Raw genomic sequence first — 19,760 nt, 5'->3', positions numbered from 1 at the left:
TGGGGGACGGTCTGGTGACTTGGGCGCTGAACAGGCGGGAGCGTTGGGCGTGAATATCATCCTTCTTGGGCCGCCGGGCGCGGGCAAGGGCACCCAGGCCCAGCGGCTCGAGCGCGAGCGCGGCATGATCCAGATGTCGACCGGCGACATGCTGCGTGCGGCGGTCAAGGCCGGCACGCCAGTCGGACTGAAAGCCAAGGCCGTGATGGAAGCGGGCGAGCTGGTCAGCGACGCAATCGTCTCCGCGCTGATTGGCGAGCGGCTCGACGAGACCGCCGACAAGGGCGCGATCTTCGACGGCTTCCCGCGGACCGGCCATCAGGCCGAAGCGCTCGAAATCCTGCTCGCCCAGCGCGGCCGCAAGCTCGACTATGTGATCGAGCTTGAGGTCGACGAGGAAGCGCTGGTCGAGCGCATCACCGGCCGCTTCACCTGCGCCAATTGCGGCGCCAGCTACCACGACCGCTTCAAGCAGCCGCAGGTCGAGGGCACTTGCGACGTCTGCGGCCACCACGAGTTCAAGCGGCGGCCCGACGACAATGAGCAGACCGTCCGCACGCGGATGGCCGAATATCGCGCCAAGACCGCGCCGATCCTACCGTATTATGAGGACAAGGGACTGGTGCGGCGGGTCGACGGCATGGCCAGCGTCGACGACGTCGCGCGGCAGATCGACGCCATCCTTGACACTTAAGGCGCGCGATAGAGCGTGACGAAGGCGAAGGCGGGCCGCTCGCCCTCCGCCGGATGCTTCTCGCGTCCTACCTCCCGCCAACCGCCTTCTGCGCGCGGATCGGGCATGATGGTGTCGCCAGCGATGTCGGCCAGCACCTCGGTCAGCTCGATGCGGGTCGCACTCGGCAGCGTCAGCGCGAAGATTTCGGCGCCGCCGATCACGCTCACTGGTGCGCCGGCGGCAGCAGCGATCGCTTCCTCCACCGAATGAACCACCTCGGCGCCCGGCGCCTGCCACTGCGTATCGCGCGTGAGCACCAGGTGCCGCCGGCCGGGCAGCACGCCCGGCAGGCTGTCGAAGGTCTTGCGGCCCATCAGCATCGCCGTCCCCATGGTCAGCGCCTTGAACCGCTTGAGGTCGGCGGGGAGATGCCAGGGCAGCGCGCCGTCGCGCCCGATGACGCCATTTTGCGCGCGCGCGACGATCAGGGTCAGGGGCGGACGGGCAGCATCGTTCATGCCCGCGACCTTGCCGCTCGCTCTCGGTCAGGCAAGCGCTTATGTGCGGGCGCATGACCGCGGCGGAGCAGATGATCGAGGCAGCCCGCGCCCGTCTCGACGCGCGCGCGGTGGTGACAGAGCCCGCCAATCTTGAGCCCTGGCTGACCGATTGGCGCGGCCGCTGGACCGGGCGGGCGGCGGGTCTGCTCCAGCCGACGACCACCGACGAGGTCGCCGAGATCGTCCGCCTCGCCGAACAGCATGGAGTCGCGCTGGTGCCCCAGGGCGGCAATACCTCGATGGTTGGCGGCGCGACCCCCGACGAGAGCGGCGCCGCGGTCATTCTGTCGCTGCGGCGAATGAACCGCATCCGCCATCTCGGTGAAGGCCAGGCAATCGTCGAGGCGGGGGTGATCCTCGCCGACCTCCAGGCCGCCGCCGCGGCGGAGGGCCAGCGCTTGCCGCTCGACCTCGGCGCGCGCGGCAGTGCGACGCTGGGCGGGCTCGCCTCAACCAATGCCGGCGGCACGCAGGTACTCCGCTTCGGCACCATGCGGCGGCTGGTCGGCGGGGTCGAGGCGGTGCTGAGCGGCGGGCTGGTCCACGACGGCCTAGCCGGGCTCAAGAAGGACAATCGCGGCTATGCGATCGACCAGCTGCTGATCGGCGCCGAAGGCACGCTCGGCATCGTCACCGCGGTCGCGGTCCACCTGGTCCCGGCCGTGCGCGAGCGCGCGGTGGCGTGGGTCGGCCTCGCGAGCCCACAACAGGGGCTCGACCTCCTCCGCTTCCTCGACGCGCGGACCGCGACAGTCGAAGGGTTCGAGATCCTGCCGCAGGACAGCCTCGAACGCGTGCTGCGCTTCATTCCCGACACGCGCGCACCGCTTGGCGGCCGCCACGCCTGGCACGCCCTGATCGAGGCGACCGCCACCGCCGACCATGCCGAACCGCCGGCCGCCCTGCTCGAGCGACTGCTTTCGGACGCGCTGGCGGCGCATCTGCTCGACGATGCGGCGCTCGCCACCAGCGAGGCCCAGGCCGAGGCCTTCTGGCGCATCCGCCACAGCATTTCGGAGGCCGAGAAACGCGCGGGGCCGGCGCTGCAGCACGACATCTCGGTCCCGGTCGCGGCGATGCCGCGCTTCATGGTCGAGGCGGCGGCAACGGTGGAGCGGGCGTGTCCCGGCACCCATGCGTCGGGCTTCGGCCATCTCGGCGACGGCAATGTCCACTTCCACGTCCGCGCGCCAGCGCAGGATGGCGACCGCTGGCTGGAGCGCGACGGGCCGGCCGCGACGCGGCTCGTCCACGATCTCGTCACCGCCGCCGGCGGCTCGCTCTCCGCCGAGCATGGCATCGGCCAGATGAAGCGCGAGGAGCTCGCCCGGCTCAGCTCCCCGGCGCGGATGTTCGCGCTGCGGGCGACCAAGCAGGCGCTCGACCCCCACGGTATCTTCAACCCGGGCAAGCTGGTCGGCTGACGATTGCCTTGGCCGGCGCGGGCTGGCACCACCCTGCCATGGCAAAGAAGAGGCTGCGCAAGCTCAGCGCCGAGGAATATGAAGCCAACCTCCAGCCGCTGCTGGAAGAGCTTGGCGACATGGCGCGCTGGGTGTCCGAGACCAAGCAGCGCGTGCTGGTCTTGTTCGAGGGGCGCGACACCGCCGGCAAGGGCGGCGCCATCCAGGCGGTGCAGCGGCCGCTCAATCCGCGCCAATGCCGGGTGGTCGCGCTGAGCGCCCCGACCGACCGCGAAAAGACCCAATGGTATTTCCAGCGCTACGTCCCGCACCTGCCGGGCGAGGGCGAGATCGTGCTGTTCGACCGCAGCTGGTACAATCGCGCCGGCGTCGAAAAGGTGATGGGCTTCGCCACCGACGAGCAGGTCGATCGTTTCCTCGCCGAGGTGCCGGCGTTCGAGCAGATGCTGATCGACGACGGCATCCTGCTCTTCAAATATTGGCTGTGCTGCGACCAGGAGAAGCAGGAAAAGCGCTTCCGCGAGCGGCTCGAAAACCCGCTCAAGCGCTGGAAGCTGTCGCCAATCGACCTTTCGGCGCGCCAGCATTACGACGATTATACCGCCGCGCGCGAGCGGATGCTCAAGAAGACCGACAGCAAGCACGCGCCGTGGACGCTGGTCGACTTCAACAATCAGGGGCTGGGCCGACTGACGCTGATCCGCGACCTGCTTGATCGGCTGCCCGACACCAAGCTGCCGCTGCCGGTCGTCGACTGGCCGCCGCTGCCGGGTGAGCCGATCAAGGAAAGCTACAAGGTGTTGAAGCCGATCAAGCCGGTGAAGGTCTCACTGATCGATCCGGAATAGCTTGGCAAAGCGCGCCTTGCGCGCCAAGCTTCGCGCCAGCTCGATCGGGGGAACGAGATGCGCGCTGTCCGGCTGTCCATCACTCTGCTCATCTATTTCGGCGCGCTCGCGCTGATCGCCTGGTTCCTGCTAACCCGCTATCCCGGCCTGCAGACGATGCTGCCGATCGGCAGCGCCCAGCATCTCATCACCCAGCCGACTGGGGCAAGCGGCGCCAACGCCATCAAGCCGGTTGCCAAGGGCAGCTACGACCATGTTGCTACCATCGGCGGCAGCATCGGCTGGATGCTTGCGGCGGTGCTGGCGTCGTTCCTGTCGTCCTGGCCGGTGAGCTGGGTCTACATGGCGACCCGCAACGAGGCCGAATATGACCAGTCGTTGATCAGCACGATCCTGGTCCTGCCGATCACCGTCACCTCGATCGTGATCATCGTCCAGAACAGCCTCAGCCTCGCCTTCGCGCTCGGCGGAATCGCTGGCGCGGTGCGGTTCAAGAACAGCCTCAAGAGCTCGGGCGACGCGCTCTACATCCTGTTGAGCGTCGGCATCGGGCTCGCCGCGGGCACCGGCGCGGCCGAACTGTCCTACGTGATGAGCCTGACCTTCTGCGTCAGCTTCGTGCTGCTGTGGCTGACCGAATATGGCGAGCGCGAAGGCATGAAGCGCTACATGAGCGACTTCACCCCCGGCGTGCGCGGGGCGAAGACCGCGCCAGCCGAGTCAAGCAGCGACCTCAGCAAGCCTTTCTAGTTCACGCACCGCGCGAGGATGCTCGACTGCACCGAGTGGTCGGTGGCGAATTGCGTCCACATCGGGTCGAGGAAGGCGGCGGCGCGCTGCGCGGTCGCGGGCAACAGCCCGGGAGTCGAGTTCAACGCCTGCAGCAGTTGCGCCCGCTTGCTGCGTATGTCTGCGGCCGCAGCGAGCGCAGTGCGGTTGTGGACGCAATAGCCGCGGTAGAGCCGCGAGCGCACACTGCTCACCGGCACGCCGGCGGGCGGGGTCGCGTAGGGCGCGTTGACCAATCCCGAGAAGTCGAAGTCGTAGGGCACCGGGACATAAGCGCCGCCGGCAGGCGACTGCAGCAGCCGCCCGTTGTGGCAGCACGGCTCGCCCTTCGGCGCGGCGCGCATCGACCAGTCGAGGTTGGAAATGAAATATTCGAACAAGGCGAACCGCCCGCCGTCGGCTGCCGACAGCCGCTCGAGCGGGACGCGGTCGCCCTCGTGCACCTTCTTCAGGTCGTTGCGGCGGGCGACGTCGTCGAGGTCTTCGAGGAAGAAGCCCACCCGGGTGACGACCGGCCTACCTTGCGGGTTGGTGTAGGTGACATTGGCGAGCCGCGTCCGAAAGCTGAGCGGGGTCAGCACATTGTACATCCGATAGGCGGCCGCCTCGAGCAGCACATATTGCTGGTGGCTCGGCGAGTTGCGGCAATGGGTGATGAGCTTGAGGCTCTTCTGCCCCGCGAACAGGCCCGACTTTGGCTTGCTGGTAAATTCGACTCGCAGCGGCGGGAAATCGCAGACATCGGCCTCGCGCCGGGTGATCCCGCGCGGGTTGAGGCGGATGGGCAACGTCTCACCGCCGACGGTGAGCGTGCCGTCGCGCTTGTTGGTCTCGTCGCGGTCGCTTGTCAGCTGCGCGATCGGCGCCGAGACGGTGATGGTGATCGGCTCCTCGCTGCTGAACAGCGGGGTCGCGGGCCCGGCGTGCGCGGCGGCGGCGGTCGCGAGGATGGCGCCGAAAGTGACCGTTCGAAGGTGGCGAGGCATCAGCGGGCCTTTGCTGGAGTGGGCAAGGGACGCGGGACTGTGTGCGGCGCCAGCCGATCACCGAGGATTTCGAGATAGGTGAGGGGGCCGCCGTAGTAACGGCTGTTGCCGCTATCGATCCGGACCAGCCGACCGTCCTGGTCGACGATGATGCCCTTGAGGCTCGGCGTATGCCCGACGACGATCCGCTTGGCACCGGTGGCGGCGAGCACTTGCGTCAGGTCGTCGGCGATGCTCGGGCGGGAAGCGGCGGCGGCCACCGTCGCTTGCGGCGCGCCCGGCTCGGGCGCCCGGGTGACGAGGCCGCGGTACCATAACGGCCCGAGCGGGTCGTTGATCAGCGCCTTTTCATCTTGCGACTTCGCGAGCAGTTCGGTGCGGGCCTGGGCGTTGAGCGCATCGAGCGTCCGCGCCGAATATTCGGCGCTCAGACCACCATGGACGAACAGCGTGTCGCCAAGCTTCACGATCACGGGATTGGCGGCGATCCACTTGCCATAGGTGCCCTTTGCCGGGTCAAAGGCGAGCTGATGTTCGACGAGGCCGAGCGGCGTCTCCGCTTCGAATTGCGCCCGCAACTGCGCCGGGGTCAGCCCCTTCGCGGCTGCCCCGATACGGGTGGCGAAGGCGACGCCCTGTTGGGCGAATAGCAGGTCGCGCAGGCGTGCGCTGTCGGGAGTGACGAACGCGGCATATTCGCCGGGCGTCACGTAACGCAGGTCGCCGGTGACGTTCATCGCCTCATGATTGCCGGTGAGCACGATCACCCGCCCGCCCCGGCGCGGCGCCTCGCGCTCGAGGCGCATCAATTGGTCCATGATCTTGCGGCTGTCGGGCTCGCGGTCGACCATGTCCCCGGTCTGCACCAGCACGGTCGTCCCGCCGGCCCAGCGGCCGCGTGCGTCGATCAGCCCGGCGGCACGGGCGATCGCGGTCCATGCGTCATAGTCGCCATGAAGGTCGCCGACCGCGATGATCCGGGCGGGGGCCGGGGCGGGCGTTTGCGTCGCGCCCGGCCCCGCGCAAAGCGCGAGCAGGATCGCCAGCCAAGGCCACAGGCGTCGCATCATCTCGAGCCCCCCGGGAAGGACTTGAGAAGGCCATGTCGCGGCGCCGATTGTCAAGCGGACCGTCGGAACGCGTCCGGGTGCCGCGGGTTCGGCTTGGGTGTCCCAACTTTCTGTCGAGCGCACCAGCGCTTCCCTTGAGTCGCCTTCGCCCGCCCCGACCACCGAAAAGACTGCCGCCGCGCTGCTCGACGCGGTTTCGCAGCATGAACTCATCTACCTCGCCGCCGACGAGGTAGTCGGGCGCGACCTTCAGCGGATGGTCGCCGCCGCCGCGCCCGAGGCGTTGGTGCTCTTCTATCCCGCGAGCGATTCGCTTCCCGGCGAGTCCGCCCCGCCGACCCCGGCCAACGCGGGCGAACGCACCGCGGTCCTCCGCCACGTCCATGTCGAGCTGACCAGGCCCGACCGCCGCCGGATCATGCTCGTCAGCAGCGGCGAAGCGGCGGCGCGGCTGACCGCGCCTCCGGCCGCTTTTGCCACCTCGCCCCCGATCGTCACGCCCGGCCAGGAACGCAGCCTCGAGGCGCTCGCTGCTGAGCTGATCGAGCTCGGCTATGTCGCCGACGACCGGGTCGACGAGCCGGGCGAGGTCGGCCTGCGCGGCCAGGTGCTCGACGTCTTCCCCGCCGACACTCACCAGCCGTTCCGGATCGAGGTCGCCGACGGCAAGGTCACCGCCATCCGCGCCTTCGACGCCGTCACCCAGCTCACCGTCGACGAGTGCGACCGGCTCGAACTCGGGCGGGTGAGCGAGCCGGCGCTTGGGGACGGCGCGACCCTGCTCGACCACCTGCCGGGCGCGCTGCTCGCGTTGGCCGACAAGGCCGACGGCCGCCGTCGCCGCTTCCTCGATCTCGCCAAGGACGCCGGCAAGCGCCGCCCGCGCCGCGCGCTCCGCGACATCTGCCCCGACGAGCGCTGGCAGGCGGCGGTGGCCGACCACGAACCGCTCGCCATCGCCGGTGGCGACAGTGAGCCACCGCCGCGCTTCGCCGAGCAGCGCGCCCCCGACCGCGCCTTTCTCCGTTTCGCGCGCGACACACTCGCCGCCGGCGAGCGATTACTGATCGCCGGCACCCCCCGCGACCTGCGTTTCCTGGCGCCGCGAATCGCGCGCAAGCTCAAGCAGGAACTTCAACCGCTCGAACGGTGGAGCGACGCCGCCACGCTCGAACCCGGCGCCGTCGCGACGCTCGCCGCGCCCTTCCTGCGCGGGTTTCGGCGTTCCGGTCTCGTGGTGGTCGCGGCGGCCGATCTCCTCGGCAGCCGCGCGCAACGCGACGACGCGGCCGCGCTCAGCGATCCGCTGGCGATGCTCCAGGCGCCTGAGCTGCGGCTCGGCGATGTTGTGGTGCACGAAGATCACGGCATCGGGGTCGTCACCGGCCTCCAATCGCTCGACGACGAGGGCGAGGCGATCGTCCTGCGGTTCGCGGGCGATGCCCGCCGGCTGGTCCCGGTCGCAGAGGCCGACCGGCTGTGGCGCTACGGCGCCGACGAGGACGCCGTGACGCTCGATAAGCTCGACGGCTCGAGCTGGGAGAAGCGCCGGCTCGACATCCTCAAGGGCATCGCTGAAACCGCGCGCGGACTGGTCGCGCTCGCCGCCGAACGCGAAAAGCTGGAGGCACCCTCACTCGAACCGGACCCGGCACGCTACGAACAGTTCGCCGCCGACTTCCCCTTCACCGAAACCGCCGACCAAGCCCGCGCAATCGAGACCATCCGCGGCGACCTCGCCTCGGGCAAGCCGATGGACCGGCTGCTGATCGGCGACGTCGGTTACGGCAAGACCGAGGTCGCCTTGCGCGCGGCGGCGATGGCGGCGCTCGCCGGGCGCCAAGTGGTCATCGCCGCCCCGACCACGGTGCTCGCCCGCCAGCATCTCGAAACCGCGCGCGAACGCTTTGGTGCGCTCGGAATCGAGGTCGGCGGCCTCTCGCGGCTGACCTCCGCAAGCGAGCGCAAGCGCATGCTTGTCGGCATCGCCGACGGCAGCATTCGCGTCGTCGTCGGCACCGGCGCGGTCGCCGGCAAGGCGGTCGGCTATGCCGACCTTGCGCTCGTCATCGTCGACGAGGAGCAGCGCTTCGGCGCGGCCGACAAGGCCAAGCTGCGCGCGCTCGGCGCGGGACATGTGCTGACGCTCAGCGCGACCCCGATTCCCCGCACCCTCCAGATGGCGCTGATCGGGCTCCAGCAGGTGTCGGTGCTCGGCACGCCGCCGGCGCGTCGCCAGCCCATTCGCACCACCATCGCCGGCTATGACGAGGCGAGCGTGCGCACCGCGCTGCTGCGCGAGCATCAGCGCGGCGGGCAAAGCTTCGTCGTGGTGCCGCGGATCGAGGACATGGCCGACATGGCGAAGCGCATCGCCAAGGCCGCGCCCGAGCTCGAACTGCTCCAGGCCCATGGCAAATTGCCCGCCGCCGAGATCGACGAGGTGATGGTCCGCTTCGCCGGCGGCGAGGGCGACGTGCTGCTCGCCACCAACATCATCGAGGCCGGGCTCGACGTGCCCCGCGCCAATACCATGCTGGTCTGGCGCGCCGACCGCTTCGGCCTGTCGCAGCTTCACCAGTTGCGCGGCCGGGTCGGGCGCGGCTCCCGCCGCGGGCAAATCTATCTGCTGACCGAGGAGGGCGCCGAGATCGCCCCGCGCACCCGCGCCCGGCTCGCCACGTTGCAAGCGTTCGACCGCTTGGGCGCCGGGTTCGAGATCAGCGCCCGCGACCTCGACCAGCGCGGCGCCGGCGACCTGCTGAGCGACGAGCAGTCGGGCCACGTCAAGCTAATCGGGGTCGACCTCTACCAGCATCTGCTCGAACGCGCGCTCCGCGAAGCGCGCGGCGAGCCGGCCGACGACTGGGTGCCCGAGCTTAATCTCGGCGACATCGGCCACCTGCCGGCAAGCTGGATCCCCGACGAGGAAATCCGGGTCGGGCTCTACGCTCGCTTCGCGCGGCTCGCCGACCTTGGCGCACTCGAACGGTTCGAGGCGGAACTGGCCGACCGCTTCGGCGAACTCCCGGCACAGGTCGAGCGGATGCTTGTCGCCGCGCGTCTCCGCGTCCTCGCCCGCGCCGCGGGCATCGCCCGGCTCGACGCCGGCCCCGCCGCCATCGCTTTCACGCCGCGTCGGGGTCGCACTCCGTCCGACCTGCCCGTCGAACTCGAGGAAAAGGGCGACCGCTTCCTGCTGCGCGAGGCGCTCGACACCGACGCCGACCGCCTCGCCCGCAGCGAGGAACTGCTCGCGGCGATGGCCTGACCGGCAGGTGGCGCGCCTGCCAGTCGGGAGCGAAATCGTCTCTGTGCGCTGAAGTCAAAAAAACGGGAAAGTATCGCGATTTAGACTGACAAGGACGTCACGCGCTTCCGAAGGAACGGCAAAATTCCGCCCTTGGCGCAAGCAGCGCGGGAATTTGGAAACGGGAACTTTCGCAAACTATACGGGACGCAGTTCGATCAGACTGCGTAGGGGAGGGTTTTGCAAAGGCGACGACCGAGGTCAGCTTTCGGGGCTGCACTCCCCCTCAAGAAGGATCGCTCGGCTATCTCAAGCGAGTCAATAAGCCGTGTGCTAAAGCCGCTCGAAGATGGCGCGCAAGTCGATCGTGTATTAGGTGAGCAGTTACTCGCAGAGGTGCTTAGCGAGTACCTGCTTTCGCGCGCACTTGAGGCTGGCAGACCCTCGCGCCCGGACGTGACCGAGACACTCAGGCGATTGGGTGCCACAGCGGACTCCACGCGTGTCTTGATCAAGCGCATTGGCGTCAATGAGGAGGAACTTTGGCTGCATTTTGATCAGAATGCTGAAGAGTGGCTGCACATGTCGACACTGGCTCGTGCAATCATCGAATTGACTGAAGATCTCGCATTTTCTGATTGCGCCGCAACAGCGTTGACCGAAGCGGCGGTCATACAGAAGCTCGTCAATTCGCTCGAAAAGCTCAGCGTTATGCTGGCAAATTTGCCTCAGTCGGCCGAGTGGTTGCTTATCGTCCATCAGGAAGACGAGCCCATACGACGCGAGGGAGATCATGGCAGACTGCTGCTCTCCGGCACACTGAGTTGGCTTGCAGCCAATTGCAAGAGAAGTTGCGGGGAGCTGCGAAAACAGCGAGGCACTAAGAGTGACTCTGGGCAGATGCAGGCTGTTCAAAGATTAGCAGAAGTCTACGAGCGTCTAACCAATCAGGTGCCGACACATTCGGTACGCGAGCATCGTATTTATATGGGCGAGCCTCAGACCGCTTTCACGAAGATGGTCGAGGCATTTTTCCTTGAGTTTGAGGAAGACCCCGCGAAGCGGCGTGGTTTTCGAAGCGCTTGCATGTGGGCCATAAAGCAGCGTCGGCAGCTCGGATGACGAACTGACTGCCGGACCGGCCTGCCGTTACATACTTTTGATCCCGAGGCGCACGCGTCGATAGATAGGCCCGCTTCTCCACAAGCAGGAGAAGATGAGTGGCCAAGGTTCGCACATGCGCTCTCGAGATCGTCGAACTGCCGATCGAGCACATCAAGCCCTATCCGCAAAACCCGAAGCTGCATCCGGAGAAGCAGCTTGCGATGCTCGAGGCCTCGTTCCGGCGGTTCGGAATGATCAATCCGGTCCTCGTCGCGCCCGATGGCGAGCTGATCGCTGGTCACGCGCGGCATCTCGCCGCAATGCGGCTCGGTCTCGTTAGCATTCCGGCGGTGATCCTGCCGCACCTCAGTGAAGCTGAGCAGAAGGCTTACCGGATCGCCGACAACCGCATCTCGGATAAGGGCGAGTGGTCCGTGGAACTCCTGTCCCGCGAGATCAAGCTGATCAGGACGCTCGAGGTAGGGATCTCGCCGATCGAGCTTGGTTTCGAAACGCCGGAGATGGATGAGGTTCTCTTCGGGACTGACCAAGGGGATGCGTCTGTTGAGCAGGTGCCCGAGCCCCACCGAAATAGCCCTGCCACTTGCCGCCCCGGCGACGTCTTCACGTTTGGAGACAAGCACCGCATTGGCTGCCTGGACGCCAAGCAGCGGTCGAGTTTTGAGCTGTTGTTGGACCGAGAATGTGCGCGGGCGGTCATCTCGGACCAGCCGTGGAATCTGCCGGCAAGCTTCATCTCGGGCCGAGGCAAAACCAAACATCCTGACTTTCACGAGTGCGCCGGTGAGATGACTCGCGAAGAGTTCCTCGCCTTTACCAAGGGAGTTCTGCGCAACCAGGCGTCCTGCTGCGCGCCGGGGACGCTGATCTACCAATTCATCGACTGGCGCAGCGTGGACGTGATGCTTGAGGCCGGCAAGAATGAGGTGGGTGAACTCGTCAATATCTGCGTCTGGGCGAAGCAGTCGGGCAGGCTCGGCTCGCCATACAGGAGCCAGCACGAACTGGTGTGCGTGTTTCGCGTGCCCGGGGGCAAAACTAAGGACAACGTTTGCCTCGGCAAGTACGGTCGCAACCGCACGAACCTGTGGCGTTATGACGCGCCCTCAGCGTTCGGTAACGGCCACGCAGAGTTGAAAAGTCATCCCACGGCCAAGAACGTGAGCATGATTTCGGACGCTATCCTTGATTGTACCGACGAAGGAGACGTCGTTCTCGATGCTTTTCTTGGCTCCGGCACCACGGTGCTCGCTGCCGATCGAGTGGGGCGTCGCGGCTTCGGGATGGAAATCGACCCGTGGTACGCCGATCTGGCGATCAGGCGCCTCAGCGAGCAGATGGGTGTAGATCCGATTCATTCCTCCGGAATGGTCTGGTCGGACCTGAAAGCTTCCCGTCAGGAGGGAGGCCTGTGAGCAAGAAGCCGGATGTTCACTCCAAGGATGAGAACACGCGCCGGCCCAAACGGCGGAAACCCCGTTCCGAACTCTATAAGGGAAACAACGAAGGGGGCTTTTGCAACCCGCCTGTTCGTACCCAGTTCGGCATGGGTAACAAGGGCGGCGGACGTCCGCGAGGCAGCACGCTCGAGAGCGCCCTCCGAAAAGCTCTCGCGAAGCGCATCGCCGTCAACCGAGATGGCGAACGCATGTCGATGGCAGTCGCCGACGCCTATGCGGAGCGTATTCTCGAAGCGCTCTTCAAGGGACCGGCATCTCCGCGCATGCTCGAGTTTGGCATCCGGCTGCTGCAAACTTACGGGCGGCAGGACAACGTCGCTGAAGAAGCCAAGAGCGGCCTTACGAACATCAAGGCATTGTCGCTTGCCGAGAGTACGCTGCTGCTTGCCCTGATGAATAAAGGAATGGGTGAGCCGGCTCCTCAAGACAGAGAGTCGCCGCTCGGACCGCAGTACGCGCGACGATTGGCGGGCACCTACGAGGTCACGCGTGGTGCCGACGGCATGGTAGCGATCCGAAATACTGACTGGTTGGTACACGACTGAGACGCTCTAAGGTGTGCGTTCTCGGCCAATTGTTCGCTCTAATGGTCAATCGCGGCACGACCCAAGACGCGTCAACAAACGCCTGCATTCGACCCACTGCGGACTTTTCGGTCAGTAGATGCATGAAATATACAATAGGCTCATGCTCGCGCTCACCAACGGGGAGCGCGGCAACGCGAAACATCAGGCGGCAACCATCATCGTTTTACCGTATTGATTGAAGATTTCGACGCATTTCCCGGCATGCGTAAGGATCATACCGCCTGTCTCGCCCGATGTCATACCATAGACGTCTGCAATCTGTGCCTCGATGACGGCGGTATCGGGCTTTGAGAAACCGTAGGTTGAAGCGATGATCCTTGGGAAGGGATGATTAGGGTGGCGACCAACGGTAAGCAGTTGCATGTTTGGTTCGTGAAAAGCAAAGCCGAGGTATATCAGGTTTCGCGCTTCTCGCATCTGATGGTGAATTGCAGCGGCGAGCGCTGCATCCCGCGTGCTTTCCGAATAGGTCATCAAGCCGTCAGCGACCTCACGTAACTCAACGTTTTCGCCACCAAACGGAATCGCAGTGCCGTTCGTTGCCCATATCGAACCAAGCCGACCATATGGGTGGTAAATGCGTACGCCGCTAAGGACGTCCCGGGCCTCGTTCGAGTCGATCCCAAACCATTGAATGAGTGCGGCGTGCAGGAATAGCTCGAGGCATCGGTCATAGTTGAAGGTGACAAAAGTCACATTCTTGAAGGCTGACTTGATGTCGCGCGCAGACACGCCCGAAAACAGTTTTTCAGCCAAGCTGGCAAACCACGTTCCGCGCACTCGGCGAAGGTCCAATCCATTAGAATTCGCAAAAAGAGCGCTGCCCTTTTCAGCCTGTAGAATTGCCTTAGCGATGCCGAGCTTACTGACCGCAACAAGCGTCTGATCGTGACTAAAATTCTCAACAAACGTGTCGATTGACGGAGCAACAACCAATGCTTGGCTGACCCGGTTACCGGCGACGTATATCTCATTGTCGATTTGCATCCGGTTCGAGCCAATTGCCGCACGCGCTGCGAAGAAAACCGCGGGATCTCCCGACTCGATCTGATCGAACTTAAAGCGGAAATTCAGTAACTCACTAATCTTTACGGCCAACTGATTGCCAACCGGCATGTTGACCTCGGCACTAGCTCCCGCGCCGATCACGAAAACTGTGGGGTACTTGAACATCGCTTAGCTCAACGCCCCATCATTGCGCCTTCAACGGCTTGCCGAAGCGCAGTGGTTTCGCTCGCATCTTTGCTTTGGTAGGCTTGGACCTTGTTGCTCGATGTCATAAGGAAAAGCCGGTAAACAGCTTTAGCCTTAATCCAGAGATATGCGCCAAGAGCCAAGAATATGGCGGCGACCATCCAACCTTGATTGCCAGGTGCGAGGTTACCAAGAAGCACGATTGCGCCGACGCCTACTAGGAGGGTGGCTGCCCCGTGCCTTGGTTGCTGTTCTCGGATCTCAACGGTGTTCATCTTGTTGATTGCGTAACTCTTGGAACCGAACCGTGCGAAATAGCGGTCAACAGAGATGTTACCCCTTTGGTAAGTTGTCACGCTGGTTCCCCTGTCTTGATTCAGCGGACGCTAACGCGTCCAGCGAACAAGGCAAGTAAGGTTGACCACAATTTTAGTGTTTAACCTATGAAATGTTAAGGGGGCGGCACTTATGAGATTGGTTTCGATATTTGGCCGTCTGTCGCTCGCTGCATGCGAGCCCAATAGCGGCGACAGTGGCGCCGACAAGTCGGCTAATGACTTGGCGAGAATATCTAATAAGTATCCTCCGGCCGATCTTGGCCCTTGTTAATCCCCCATACGATCTTTCCTCACGTGTCCAGCATCGTCGAGGACGGCGTGATAGGCAGCCTCGGAATATTCGCGCTTCAAGGCCTGCTCGCACGGTTCTTGTTCAGCCGAATGGTGGAGCGGTCAGCGGGCGATTGCCGCAGCATCGATCTAGCTTTTGTGACTGGCTCAGGCCTGTTTGGCGGCGTTCTCTGGTTGCCGGTGGTTGCCGCATTCTGATGAGTCACAGCGTCTGTCTTCCAGACCTCGTGGATGTCAGGACTTGGATTACAGGATCGACGCGAATAGCCCCCGCCGGCTAGGGCGCGCCGCCAGGCGCCTCATCGCTCCCACGCTTAGAACGCTTGCCTTCTTCGCTGCCCGCGACGCCAATTGGTCTATCTCGAATTTCTCGACGGAGTCGATTGGTGCTTGCTGAGCGTCTATCGATATTAGTCCCGCATTCTCTTCTTGGTCCCGGATAGAAGCGATGGTGGGTGTCTATACTTCCAGAGTATCCGGCATAAATGAATCCACCGTTCGAGACAGCGGGTTTCAACCTTCTTATGAAGGCATCGCGCTGTACAACAAAACAGCCGCAGCTCCGTCCAGCCTTGTGACCATTGCCCTCAATATACTCGTCACTCACGTAATCGGGAGACTCGTTGAAGGTTGAGTGGAGGTAAATAAATCTTGATCGCGCCTGATCGTTGAGCGGTCCGTCCAGTCCGTAAAGCACCACCGCGTCAGGATGGGCATCCGTCTTCGCGTCCCTGCCACCTACAAAGGCGCCTAGCGAAGACATTTGACTGTCGTGAATATTCCCAAAAAAAACTGCTCGGCCCTTCTGATCAGGATCGGAGCCCTGTCCATGGGCAACGATGAAAGGCACGTCCTGACCAGCGCCGGTGACAACGTTCACTAACCAAGATCGCGGCGTGCCGGAGGGGAGCGCAAAATCCACGACCATGACCTCCGCGCGCGGTCCAGGTCGGCAGCCGTGCTTTTCCAGACTGTCCATAGCGTCCGAGAGTAGTTGCAATGGAATTGAACGTTCGGAGTTCGCGAGAGAGGCGCGCGCAGCGAGAACAGCGCTGCGGCTGGGGCAGCTAACTGATACTGTGGGCGGCGCCTCAGCCGTCGCCGCGTTAAGCCTAGCAATTGGTATCAGAGTGAGTGGGACCAGGAAGCAGGCCGCAAACTTCATGTTGACCCTCCACGAGTAGGCAAACCGAGACGAAACAGCAGATCCAGTGATCATCCTCTCAAACAAGCCACTGCCGAGGGCGCGCCTTCGCTTAGGAGGCAAGAGCTCCTACCCGATAAAACCATGGTTGACATTCCGTTTACTTACTTCAGGATAATATGGAAAGCGGTTCTGCGTACTCGACTCGATTGTAGTCTGGGGGCTGAGCGATGATCACGAGAGCTGTACTGCTGAGCGCTGCAATTCTCTCGTCGTGTTCAGCATGCAGCAGCTCTCGCGGAGCCGAGCGTATCCACGAGTTCGCTCCAATTGGCGGTGCGTACGCGGGTCCAGCACCCCGCTCGTTGGGTCTCCGAACCATCTTTGCGAACGACTTACAAATCGCTTTCGCAGCGCGGACCTCGCAGCAATTCTCGGGAACTGCTTACGAGCAGAAAGTGCATAGGGTGCTCGATAGCGGTTTCGCGCTCATACAAGCGAACTGCAACGAGTACTTTAACCAAATGGGGCGCAATCAGCGCGACACGCGAGTCCTCCGCGACCTCATTGCGCCAGTTTCTGCGGTGGTCACTGGCATCATCGGTCTTGGTGCTTTCGCAAAGCAAAATAACCGAACGGACGTTTTGACTGGGTTCTCGCTCGTGACTGGCGCCGCCGCGTCGTCGCTAGATATCTACGACCAGCGCTTTCTCTTCGGTGCCGAAAACATTGGGTCGGTACGAACGATGACGATGACTGCTCTGAGCAATCATCGCCGTGCTGTGATGGACGATGCCCCTACGGAGCTCGTGTTTGCGATAAATCAGCTGCAAGACAACGAAGACCTTTGCACGCCGCCTCAGATTCTCACTCTAGTCCGTGAGTCTATCAAGAACGCGGCGCCAAAAACACCTGAGCAGGCCAATCCTATCAGTGGCGAGAATAGAGCGCACGATCTGACTGGCGCGCAAAGCGGTGGGGATGTTGGCCGTGCCGTTGCTCCAGCGGCAGGAGCAGGCTCTCGGTCAACATCGACTCCCAGTCCTGCGCCCGAAGATCATCACCCGATAGCTGTTCGACCCGGTTGAGGTGCCGCCGACCGTTCCGTTCTCACCATCGCGCCGGATGCAGTTATCCGTTCTTTCTGGAGAGGCTGTATGACAAAGCTCGCCGATATGGTGCCAGTCTCGTCAATACCGAATCTCAATGTGGGATTGAGTTCGGCGCGCGAGGAAACGATGATTAGCTGCCTGGGCAGCCCGCAACTCCCGTTAACGACTGACGATACGCCCGAGCGCGCCAGCGCCCTTGTCCGCAAGCTTGAGTTCTTCAAAAAGATCGGCGGCGTCAATGCTAACGGAATTGCGCCAGCGGTGAAGAGCTTGGCAACCTTGCTCTCGAAGGCCTTCAGGGACAATCCCGAACTCAGGCCCGTGCTGCGCGGCGATGGTATGTTAGTCGTGAGATTGCGGCGACCGACTGATGGCCACCCCTCGAAACTGATCAGCAACCACGCCTGGGGAACGGCAATCGATCTCAGACTCGATAAGACGCCGCCGCCAGCAAATACAGGCCACGTCGTTCCCAACTTTATCGCGCTCTTAGTGCCATACTTTAATGAAGCTGGATGGTATTCTGGGATCGGCTTTGCCGACGACATGCATTTTGAAGTTGCTGACCAGACCATTCGGACGTGGGCGCACGAAGGAGAGCTAGGCTACACATACGCCCAGTTTGAAAGGTTCTCAGTGCCCTTAGGACGCGCTGGCATCCCCGACCACCTTATCGCGTCTCACCCTGATCACGAATTAGAGCTTGCCGAAACGTACAAGCCGTTTGTCGCCGCCTCTGCAGCAAAATATTCACTCGATCCCTTGCTTGTTTATGCACTTGGCTCGCGCGAGTCCGACTGGGGGCTGACTCTCAAGCCACCGGGCCCCGCCGGAACCGGTGATTGGAGGCCTCGTAGCGCAGCAAAGTGGGGGTATTCTATGCCTCCGGATGGCCTGGGCTGGGGCAGGGGCTTGCTGCAGGCAGATTACCAACAGCCCTTCGCCCAAACAGGCAATTGGCGTGACCCGGGCGCGAATATTGATCATGGCTGTCGCGAATTAGCCGAGAACATCGCTTACTTTGATGCCCACAAGGCGCCGAACATCGATCCACTCCGAGCGGGTGTTGCAGCTTACAATTGCGGCCGTGGGGGAGTGCGGACGGCTATCGCAGCAGGACTAGACGTTGATCACTTCACCACAGGAAAAAACTATTCAGCCGATGTCTTGTACCGCAGGACTCGTTTCAAGAGTCTAGTCGCTTGAGATCAACGATCGGCGCGGCTGCGATTGACCCTTCGCAATTTGAAGCAGCGCATCGTCACCGGATTGGCTTTGCTGATGCTCGCAAAGAGAAGACTTAGCCTGCCACGTTGTCGACGACGGATGGCTGAAACTTGACGAGCGTGAGCCGCTGTCTTTCCGGCATGCGCAATCTCGAACCACGAAGCGAAGACGTCTCTTCACAGTACCCCCTTTTCGTGGTCAATCGAAGGTCGTGGAAGTTCAGCAGCAACATAACGTGATAGCATCGGCTATTGCTTGGCTGAGCGAGCTCATGACGGGCTCGCTCGCTGTCACTGTTGCTGTGATCGCAGTGGCTTGGATCGGGCTTATGCTGCTTACTGGCAAGATGAATCCTCGTGTCTCAGCGCGAACGATCTTAGGCTGCTTCATTGTATTTGGAGCAGGTGGTCTGGCCGCAGCGCTGCTGAGCCTTGGCTCGCCATCTCAAGAAGCCGAAATCGCTGCGATTTCACCAGCACCAGTAGCTCCAATCACGTCGCCGATCGCAGCGCCCCCAAGCAAGCCGCAGACGCCTTCAGATCCTTACGCGGGGGCTGTTCTGCAACAACCGAGGTGAGGGCGTTTCGCTGAGGCAGTTGCCTTTAGGATCGGATGCGTACGATCGATGTATTTGTGCAGCTTGAGCGCACGGCGGGGCGGCGCTCGGTCGGGCAAGTAATTTGCCGAACGATGTTGGCTTAGTGGCGACGGCCGTTAACAGGATTCGCTGTGAAAACATCGGCTTACCGGCGGCATTCAGAAGTAATGGTTCTTAACGCAGTTTGTAGCTTCACAGCGGGTTTGAATGGGGCATAGTTTGCGCTGAACCGCTCGATTCGCCGCTTTTTGCGTTGCGATGGCGGAACGGGGGCAAGATGAGATCAGGCGGTTTGGCCCCAAAATGGTCCCTGCGATCTACTCTCATCGCGGCAGGAGCGATGTGCCTGCTTGCGGCTCCAGCAGCAGCTGAAACCATCACCTACACCTACGACGCGCTCGGCCGGTTGGTAACGGTTACCCACGCAGGTGGGCGGAATGACGGCGTGAACGCGGTCTACAACTACGACAAAGCGGACAACCGGACGTCGGTGCAGGTGACGGGTAACAACCTGCCGGTTGGCGGAGCGACCGGTGCAGGCGTCTCTTCAAATACAATCTACATCGTCGTTCCGCTCAACGGCTTTGCCACAGTGAGGGCCAAATAATCATGCGTTTGTGCGTGCTGACGATGGGCGATCGGAGCGCATCTTAGAAACAGGGGGGCGACAAGTTGATCGGCTACATTTTCTTGGCCGCACTGATGCAAAGTACATCGAGTGTGCCGATACACCCATTGTGCGCTGGCGGAGGGGTTTGCACGCCCCCGCCGGTCACCCCCGAGACCCAGGCCGAGGCCGAGGCGCGCAAGAGCGCGGAACAAGCGCTTGAAGCGCAGGTGTATGCGCCGCTGCGTAGCGGCCGCACCGACGCCACCTGCGCCAGCGCCCGCCAACTCGCGGCCACCGCCAGGCGGCCCGATATGATCGCCGCCATCAACGCACTGTGCGCGGTTCCAACCAACTGAGGCTGACCATGAAGAAAGCACTGCTGGCACTCTGCGTCCTGCCCCATTGCAACTCCCGCTCTCGCTGGAACGGCGGGCTCCGGTCCGCCCATCAATGTGTTGGTGGCCCAAGGTG

Annotated in this window: 20 protein-coding genes; 14 read left to right on the top strand and 6 right to left on the bottom strand. The window is 63.2% G+C overall.

The annotated features are described in order from the left end of the window. The first annotated feature begins 49 nt into the window (after positions 1 to 49). Positions 50 to 694: an adenylate kinase gene (locus GCU42_RS05655; RefSeq protein WP_114226626.1), complete on the top strand. Its 645-nt coding sequence runs from the start codon at positions 50 to 52 to the stop codon at positions 692 to 694. On the opposite strand, the gene GCU42_RS05650 is transcribed toward GCU42_RS05655, so the two are convergent. Further along, a complete protein-coding gene (locus tag GCU42_RS05650) occupies positions 691 to 1,194 on the bottom strand; it encodes a dihydrofolate reductase (RefSeq protein ID WP_114226625.1) in 504 nt (167 codons plus the stop codon). The genes GCU42_RS05655 and GCU42_RS05650 overlap by 4 nt on opposite strands. A gap of 53 nt (positions 1,195 to 1,247) precedes the next feature. Between GCU42_RS05650 and GCU42_RS05645 the strand changes: the two genes are divergently transcribed. From GCU42_RS05645 to GCU42_RS05635, 3 genes are read left to right on the top strand one after another with little or no spacing between them, the layout of a single operon-like run. Further along, positions 1,248 to 2,660 carry an FAD-binding oxidoreductase gene (locus tag GCU42_RS05645; RefSeq protein WP_114227737.1) on the top strand — a complete coding sequence of 471 codons (1,413 nt, stop codon included), beginning with the start codon at positions 1,248 to 1,250 and terminating at the stop codon, positions 2,658 to 2,660. Between the two features lie 38 nt (positions 2,661 to 2,698). Beyond that, positions 2,699 to 3,508, top strand: a complete 810-nt coding sequence (gene ppk2, locus GCU42_RS05640; RefSeq protein ID WP_114226624.1) for a polyphosphate kinase 2 — start codon at positions 2,699 to 2,701, stop codon at positions 3,506 to 3,508. A gap of 57 nt (positions 3,509 to 3,565) precedes the next feature. Further along, complete coding sequence (locus GCU42_RS05635; RefSeq protein ID WP_114226623.1) at positions 3,566 to 4,258, top strand: DUF4956 domain-containing protein; 693 nt, start codon at positions 3,566 to 3,568, stop codon at positions 4,256 to 4,258. Here GCU42_RS05635 and GCU42_RS05630 read toward each other — a convergent pair. Both GCU42_RS05630 and GCU42_RS05625 read right to left on the bottom strand, forming a co-directional pair. Beyond that, positions 4,255 to 5,283 carry a hypothetical protein gene (locus GCU42_RS05630; protein WP_114226622.1) on the bottom strand — a complete coding sequence of 343 codons (1,029 nt, stop codon included), beginning with the start codon at positions 5,281 to 5,283 and terminating at the stop codon, positions 4,255 to 4,257. The genes GCU42_RS05635 and GCU42_RS05630 overlap by 4 nt on opposite strands. After that, positions 5,283 to 6,353, bottom strand: a complete 1,071-nt coding sequence (locus tag GCU42_RS05625) for a metallophosphoesterase (protein ID WP_162789147.1) — start codon at positions 6,351 to 6,353, stop codon at positions 5,283 to 5,285. Before GCU42_RS05625 ends, GCU42_RS05630 begins: the two co-directional genes overlap by 1 nt. 97 nt (positions 6,354 to 6,450) lie before the next feature. Here GCU42_RS05625 and GCU42_RS05620 point away from each other — a divergent pair, with 97 nt between their 5' ends. From GCU42_RS05620 to GCU42_RS05605, 4 genes are all read left to right on the top strand, one after another. Beyond that, a complete protein-coding gene (locus GCU42_RS05620) occupies positions 6,451 to 9,624 on the top strand; it encodes a helicase-related protein (RefSeq protein WP_240309348.1) in 3,174 nt (1,057 codons plus the stop codon). 435 nt (positions 9,625 to 10,059) lie between these two features. Continuing rightward, entirely contained in the window at positions 10,060 to 10,725 is a 666-nt protein-coding gene (locus GCU42_RS05615) for a hypothetical protein (protein WP_152569469.1), read from the top strand. 98 nt (positions 10,726 to 10,823) lie between these two features. After that, the gene (locus GCU42_RS05610) at positions 10,824 to 12,143 is read left to right on the top strand and encodes a site-specific DNA-methyltransferase (RefSeq protein ID WP_114226618.1); all 1,320 of its coding nucleotides are present in this window, start codon (positions 10,824 to 10,826) and stop codon (positions 12,141 to 12,143) included. Further along, a complete protein-coding gene (locus tag GCU42_RS05605; RefSeq protein WP_152569468.1) occupies positions 12,140 to 12,733 on the top strand; it encodes a DUF5681 domain-containing protein in 594 nt (197 codons plus the stop codon). Before GCU42_RS05610 ends, GCU42_RS05605 begins: the two co-directional genes overlap by 4 nt. A 183-nt stretch (positions 12,734 to 12,916) precedes the next feature. Here the strand turns inward: GCU42_RS05605 and GCU42_RS05600 are convergent, their stop codons facing one another. Beyond that, positions 12,917 to 13,948: a hypothetical protein gene (locus tag GCU42_RS05600; RefSeq protein ID WP_114226616.1), complete on the bottom strand. Its 1,032-nt coding sequence runs from the start codon at positions 13,946 to 13,948 to the stop codon at positions 12,917 to 12,919. 8 nt (positions 13,949 to 13,956) lie between these two features. Beyond that, positions 13,957 to 14,244, bottom strand: coding sequence for a DUF6232 family protein (locus tag GCU42_RS05595; RefSeq protein ID WP_152569467.1), 288 nt, complete (start codon positions 14,242 to 14,244; stop codon positions 13,957 to 13,959). Between the two features lie 357 nt (positions 14,245 to 14,601). Here GCU42_RS05595 and GCU42_RS05590 point away from each other — a divergent pair, with 357 nt between their 5' ends. Next, positions 14,602 to 14,796 carry a hypothetical protein gene (locus tag GCU42_RS05590; RefSeq protein ID WP_114226615.1) on the top strand — a complete coding sequence of 65 codons (195 nt, stop codon included), beginning with the start codon at positions 14,602 to 14,604 and terminating at the stop codon, positions 14,794 to 14,796. 79 nt (positions 14,797 to 14,875) lie between these two features. Here GCU42_RS05590 and GCU42_RS05585 read toward each other — a convergent pair whose 3' ends face one another. Next, positions 14,876 to 15,577 carry a murein L,D-transpeptidase catalytic domain-containing protein gene (locus GCU42_RS05585; protein WP_162789146.1) on the bottom strand — a complete coding sequence of 234 codons (702 nt, stop codon included), beginning with the start codon at positions 15,575 to 15,577 and terminating at the stop codon, positions 14,876 to 14,878. Between the two features lie 530 nt (positions 15,578 to 16,107). Between GCU42_RS05585 and GCU42_RS05580 the strand changes: the two genes are divergently transcribed. From GCU42_RS05580 to GCU42_RS05560, 5 genes are all read left to right on the top strand, one after another. Next, positions 16,108 to 16,830 (top strand): hypothetical protein, encoded by a 723-nt coding sequence (locus tag GCU42_RS05580; protein WP_152569465.1) that lies wholly within the window; start codon positions 16,108 to 16,110, stop codon positions 16,828 to 16,830. A 69-nt stretch (positions 16,831 to 16,899) separates the two neighbouring features. Next, entirely contained in the window at positions 16,900 to 18,060 is a 1,161-nt protein-coding gene (locus GCU42_RS05575; protein WP_114226613.1) for a M15 family metallopeptidase, read from the top strand. 292 nt (positions 18,061 to 18,352) lie between these two features. Continuing rightward, entirely contained in the window at positions 18,353 to 18,658 is a 306-nt protein-coding gene (locus GCU42_RS15595; RefSeq protein ID WP_425505007.1) for a TrbC/VirB2 family protein, read from the top strand. Positions 18,659 to 19,019: 361 nt separating this feature from the next. Next, the gene (locus GCU42_RS05565) at positions 19,020 to 19,286 is read left to right on the top strand and encodes an RHS repeat domain-containing protein (protein ID WP_114226611.1); all 267 of its coding nucleotides are present in this window, start codon (positions 19,020 to 19,022) and stop codon (positions 19,284 to 19,286) included. Positions 19,287 to 19,351: 65 nt separating this feature from the next. Then, positions 19,352 to 19,645, top strand: coding sequence for a hypothetical protein (locus tag GCU42_RS05560; RefSeq protein WP_152569464.1), 294 nt, complete (start codon positions 19,352 to 19,354; stop codon positions 19,643 to 19,645). Positions 19,646 to 19,760 lie beyond the last annotated feature (115 nt).

The organism is Sphingomonas ginsengisoli An et al. 2013 (assembly GCF_009363895.1).
In the GTDB taxonomy this organism is placed as follows: domain Bacteria; phylum Pseudomonadota; class Alphaproteobacteria; order Sphingomonadales; family Sphingomonadaceae; genus Sphingomicrobium; species Sphingomicrobium ginsengisoli.
Note: the sequence above shows the minus strand (reverse complement) of the source record. Positions and strands in the feature narration are given on the sequence as shown.

Bases quoted from the DNA above. Each gene is read 5' to 3' on its own strand.
- GCU42_RS15595 (WP_425505007.1), top strand. From the start codon at position 18,353: ATGACGGGCTCGCTCGCTGTCACTGTTGCTGTGATCGCAGTGGCTTGG.
- GCU42_RS05630 (WP_114226622.1), bottom strand. From the start codon at position 5,283: ATGCCTCGCCACCTTCGAACGGTCACTTTCGGCGCCATCCTCGCGACC.
- GCU42_RS05645 (WP_114227737.1), top strand. From the start codon at position 1,248: ATGACCGCGGCGGAGCAGATGATCGAGGCAGCCCGCGCCCGTCTCGAC.
- GCU42_RS05635 (WP_114226623.1), top strand. From the start codon at position 3,566: ATGCGCGCTGTCCGGCTGTCCATCACTCTGCTCATCTATTTCGGCGCG.
- GCU42_RS05600 (WP_114226616.1), bottom strand. From the start codon at position 13,948: ATGTTCAAGTACCCCACAGTTTTCGTGATCGGCGCGGGAGCTAGTGCC.
- GCU42_RS05585 (WP_162789146.1), bottom strand. From the start codon at position 15,577: ATGGACAGTCTGGAAAAGCACGGCTGCCGACCTGGACCGCGCGCGGAG.
- GCU42_RS05565 (WP_114226611.1), top strand. From the start codon at position 19,020: ATGTGCCTGCTTGCGGCTCCAGCAGCAGCTGAAACCATCACCTACACC.
- GCU42_RS05625 (WP_162789147.1), bottom strand. From the start codon at position 6,353: ATGATGCGACGCCTGTGGCCTTGGCTGGCGATCCTGCTCGCGCTTTGC.
- ppk2 (WP_114226624.1), top strand. From the start codon at position 2,699: ATGGCAAAGAAGAGGCTGCGCAAGCTCAGCGCCGAGGAATATGAAGCC.
- GCU42_RS05575 (WP_114226613.1), top strand. From the start codon at position 16,900: ATGACAAAGCTCGCCGATATGGTGCCAGTCTCGTCAATACCGAATCTC.
- GCU42_RS05595 (WP_152569467.1), bottom strand. From the start codon at position 14,244: ATGAACACCGTTGAGATCCGAGAACAGCAACCAAGGCACGGGGCAGCC.
- GCU42_RS05650 (WP_114226625.1), bottom strand. From the start codon at position 1,194: ATGAACGATGCTGCCCGTCCGCCCCTGACCCTGATCGTCGCGCGCGCG.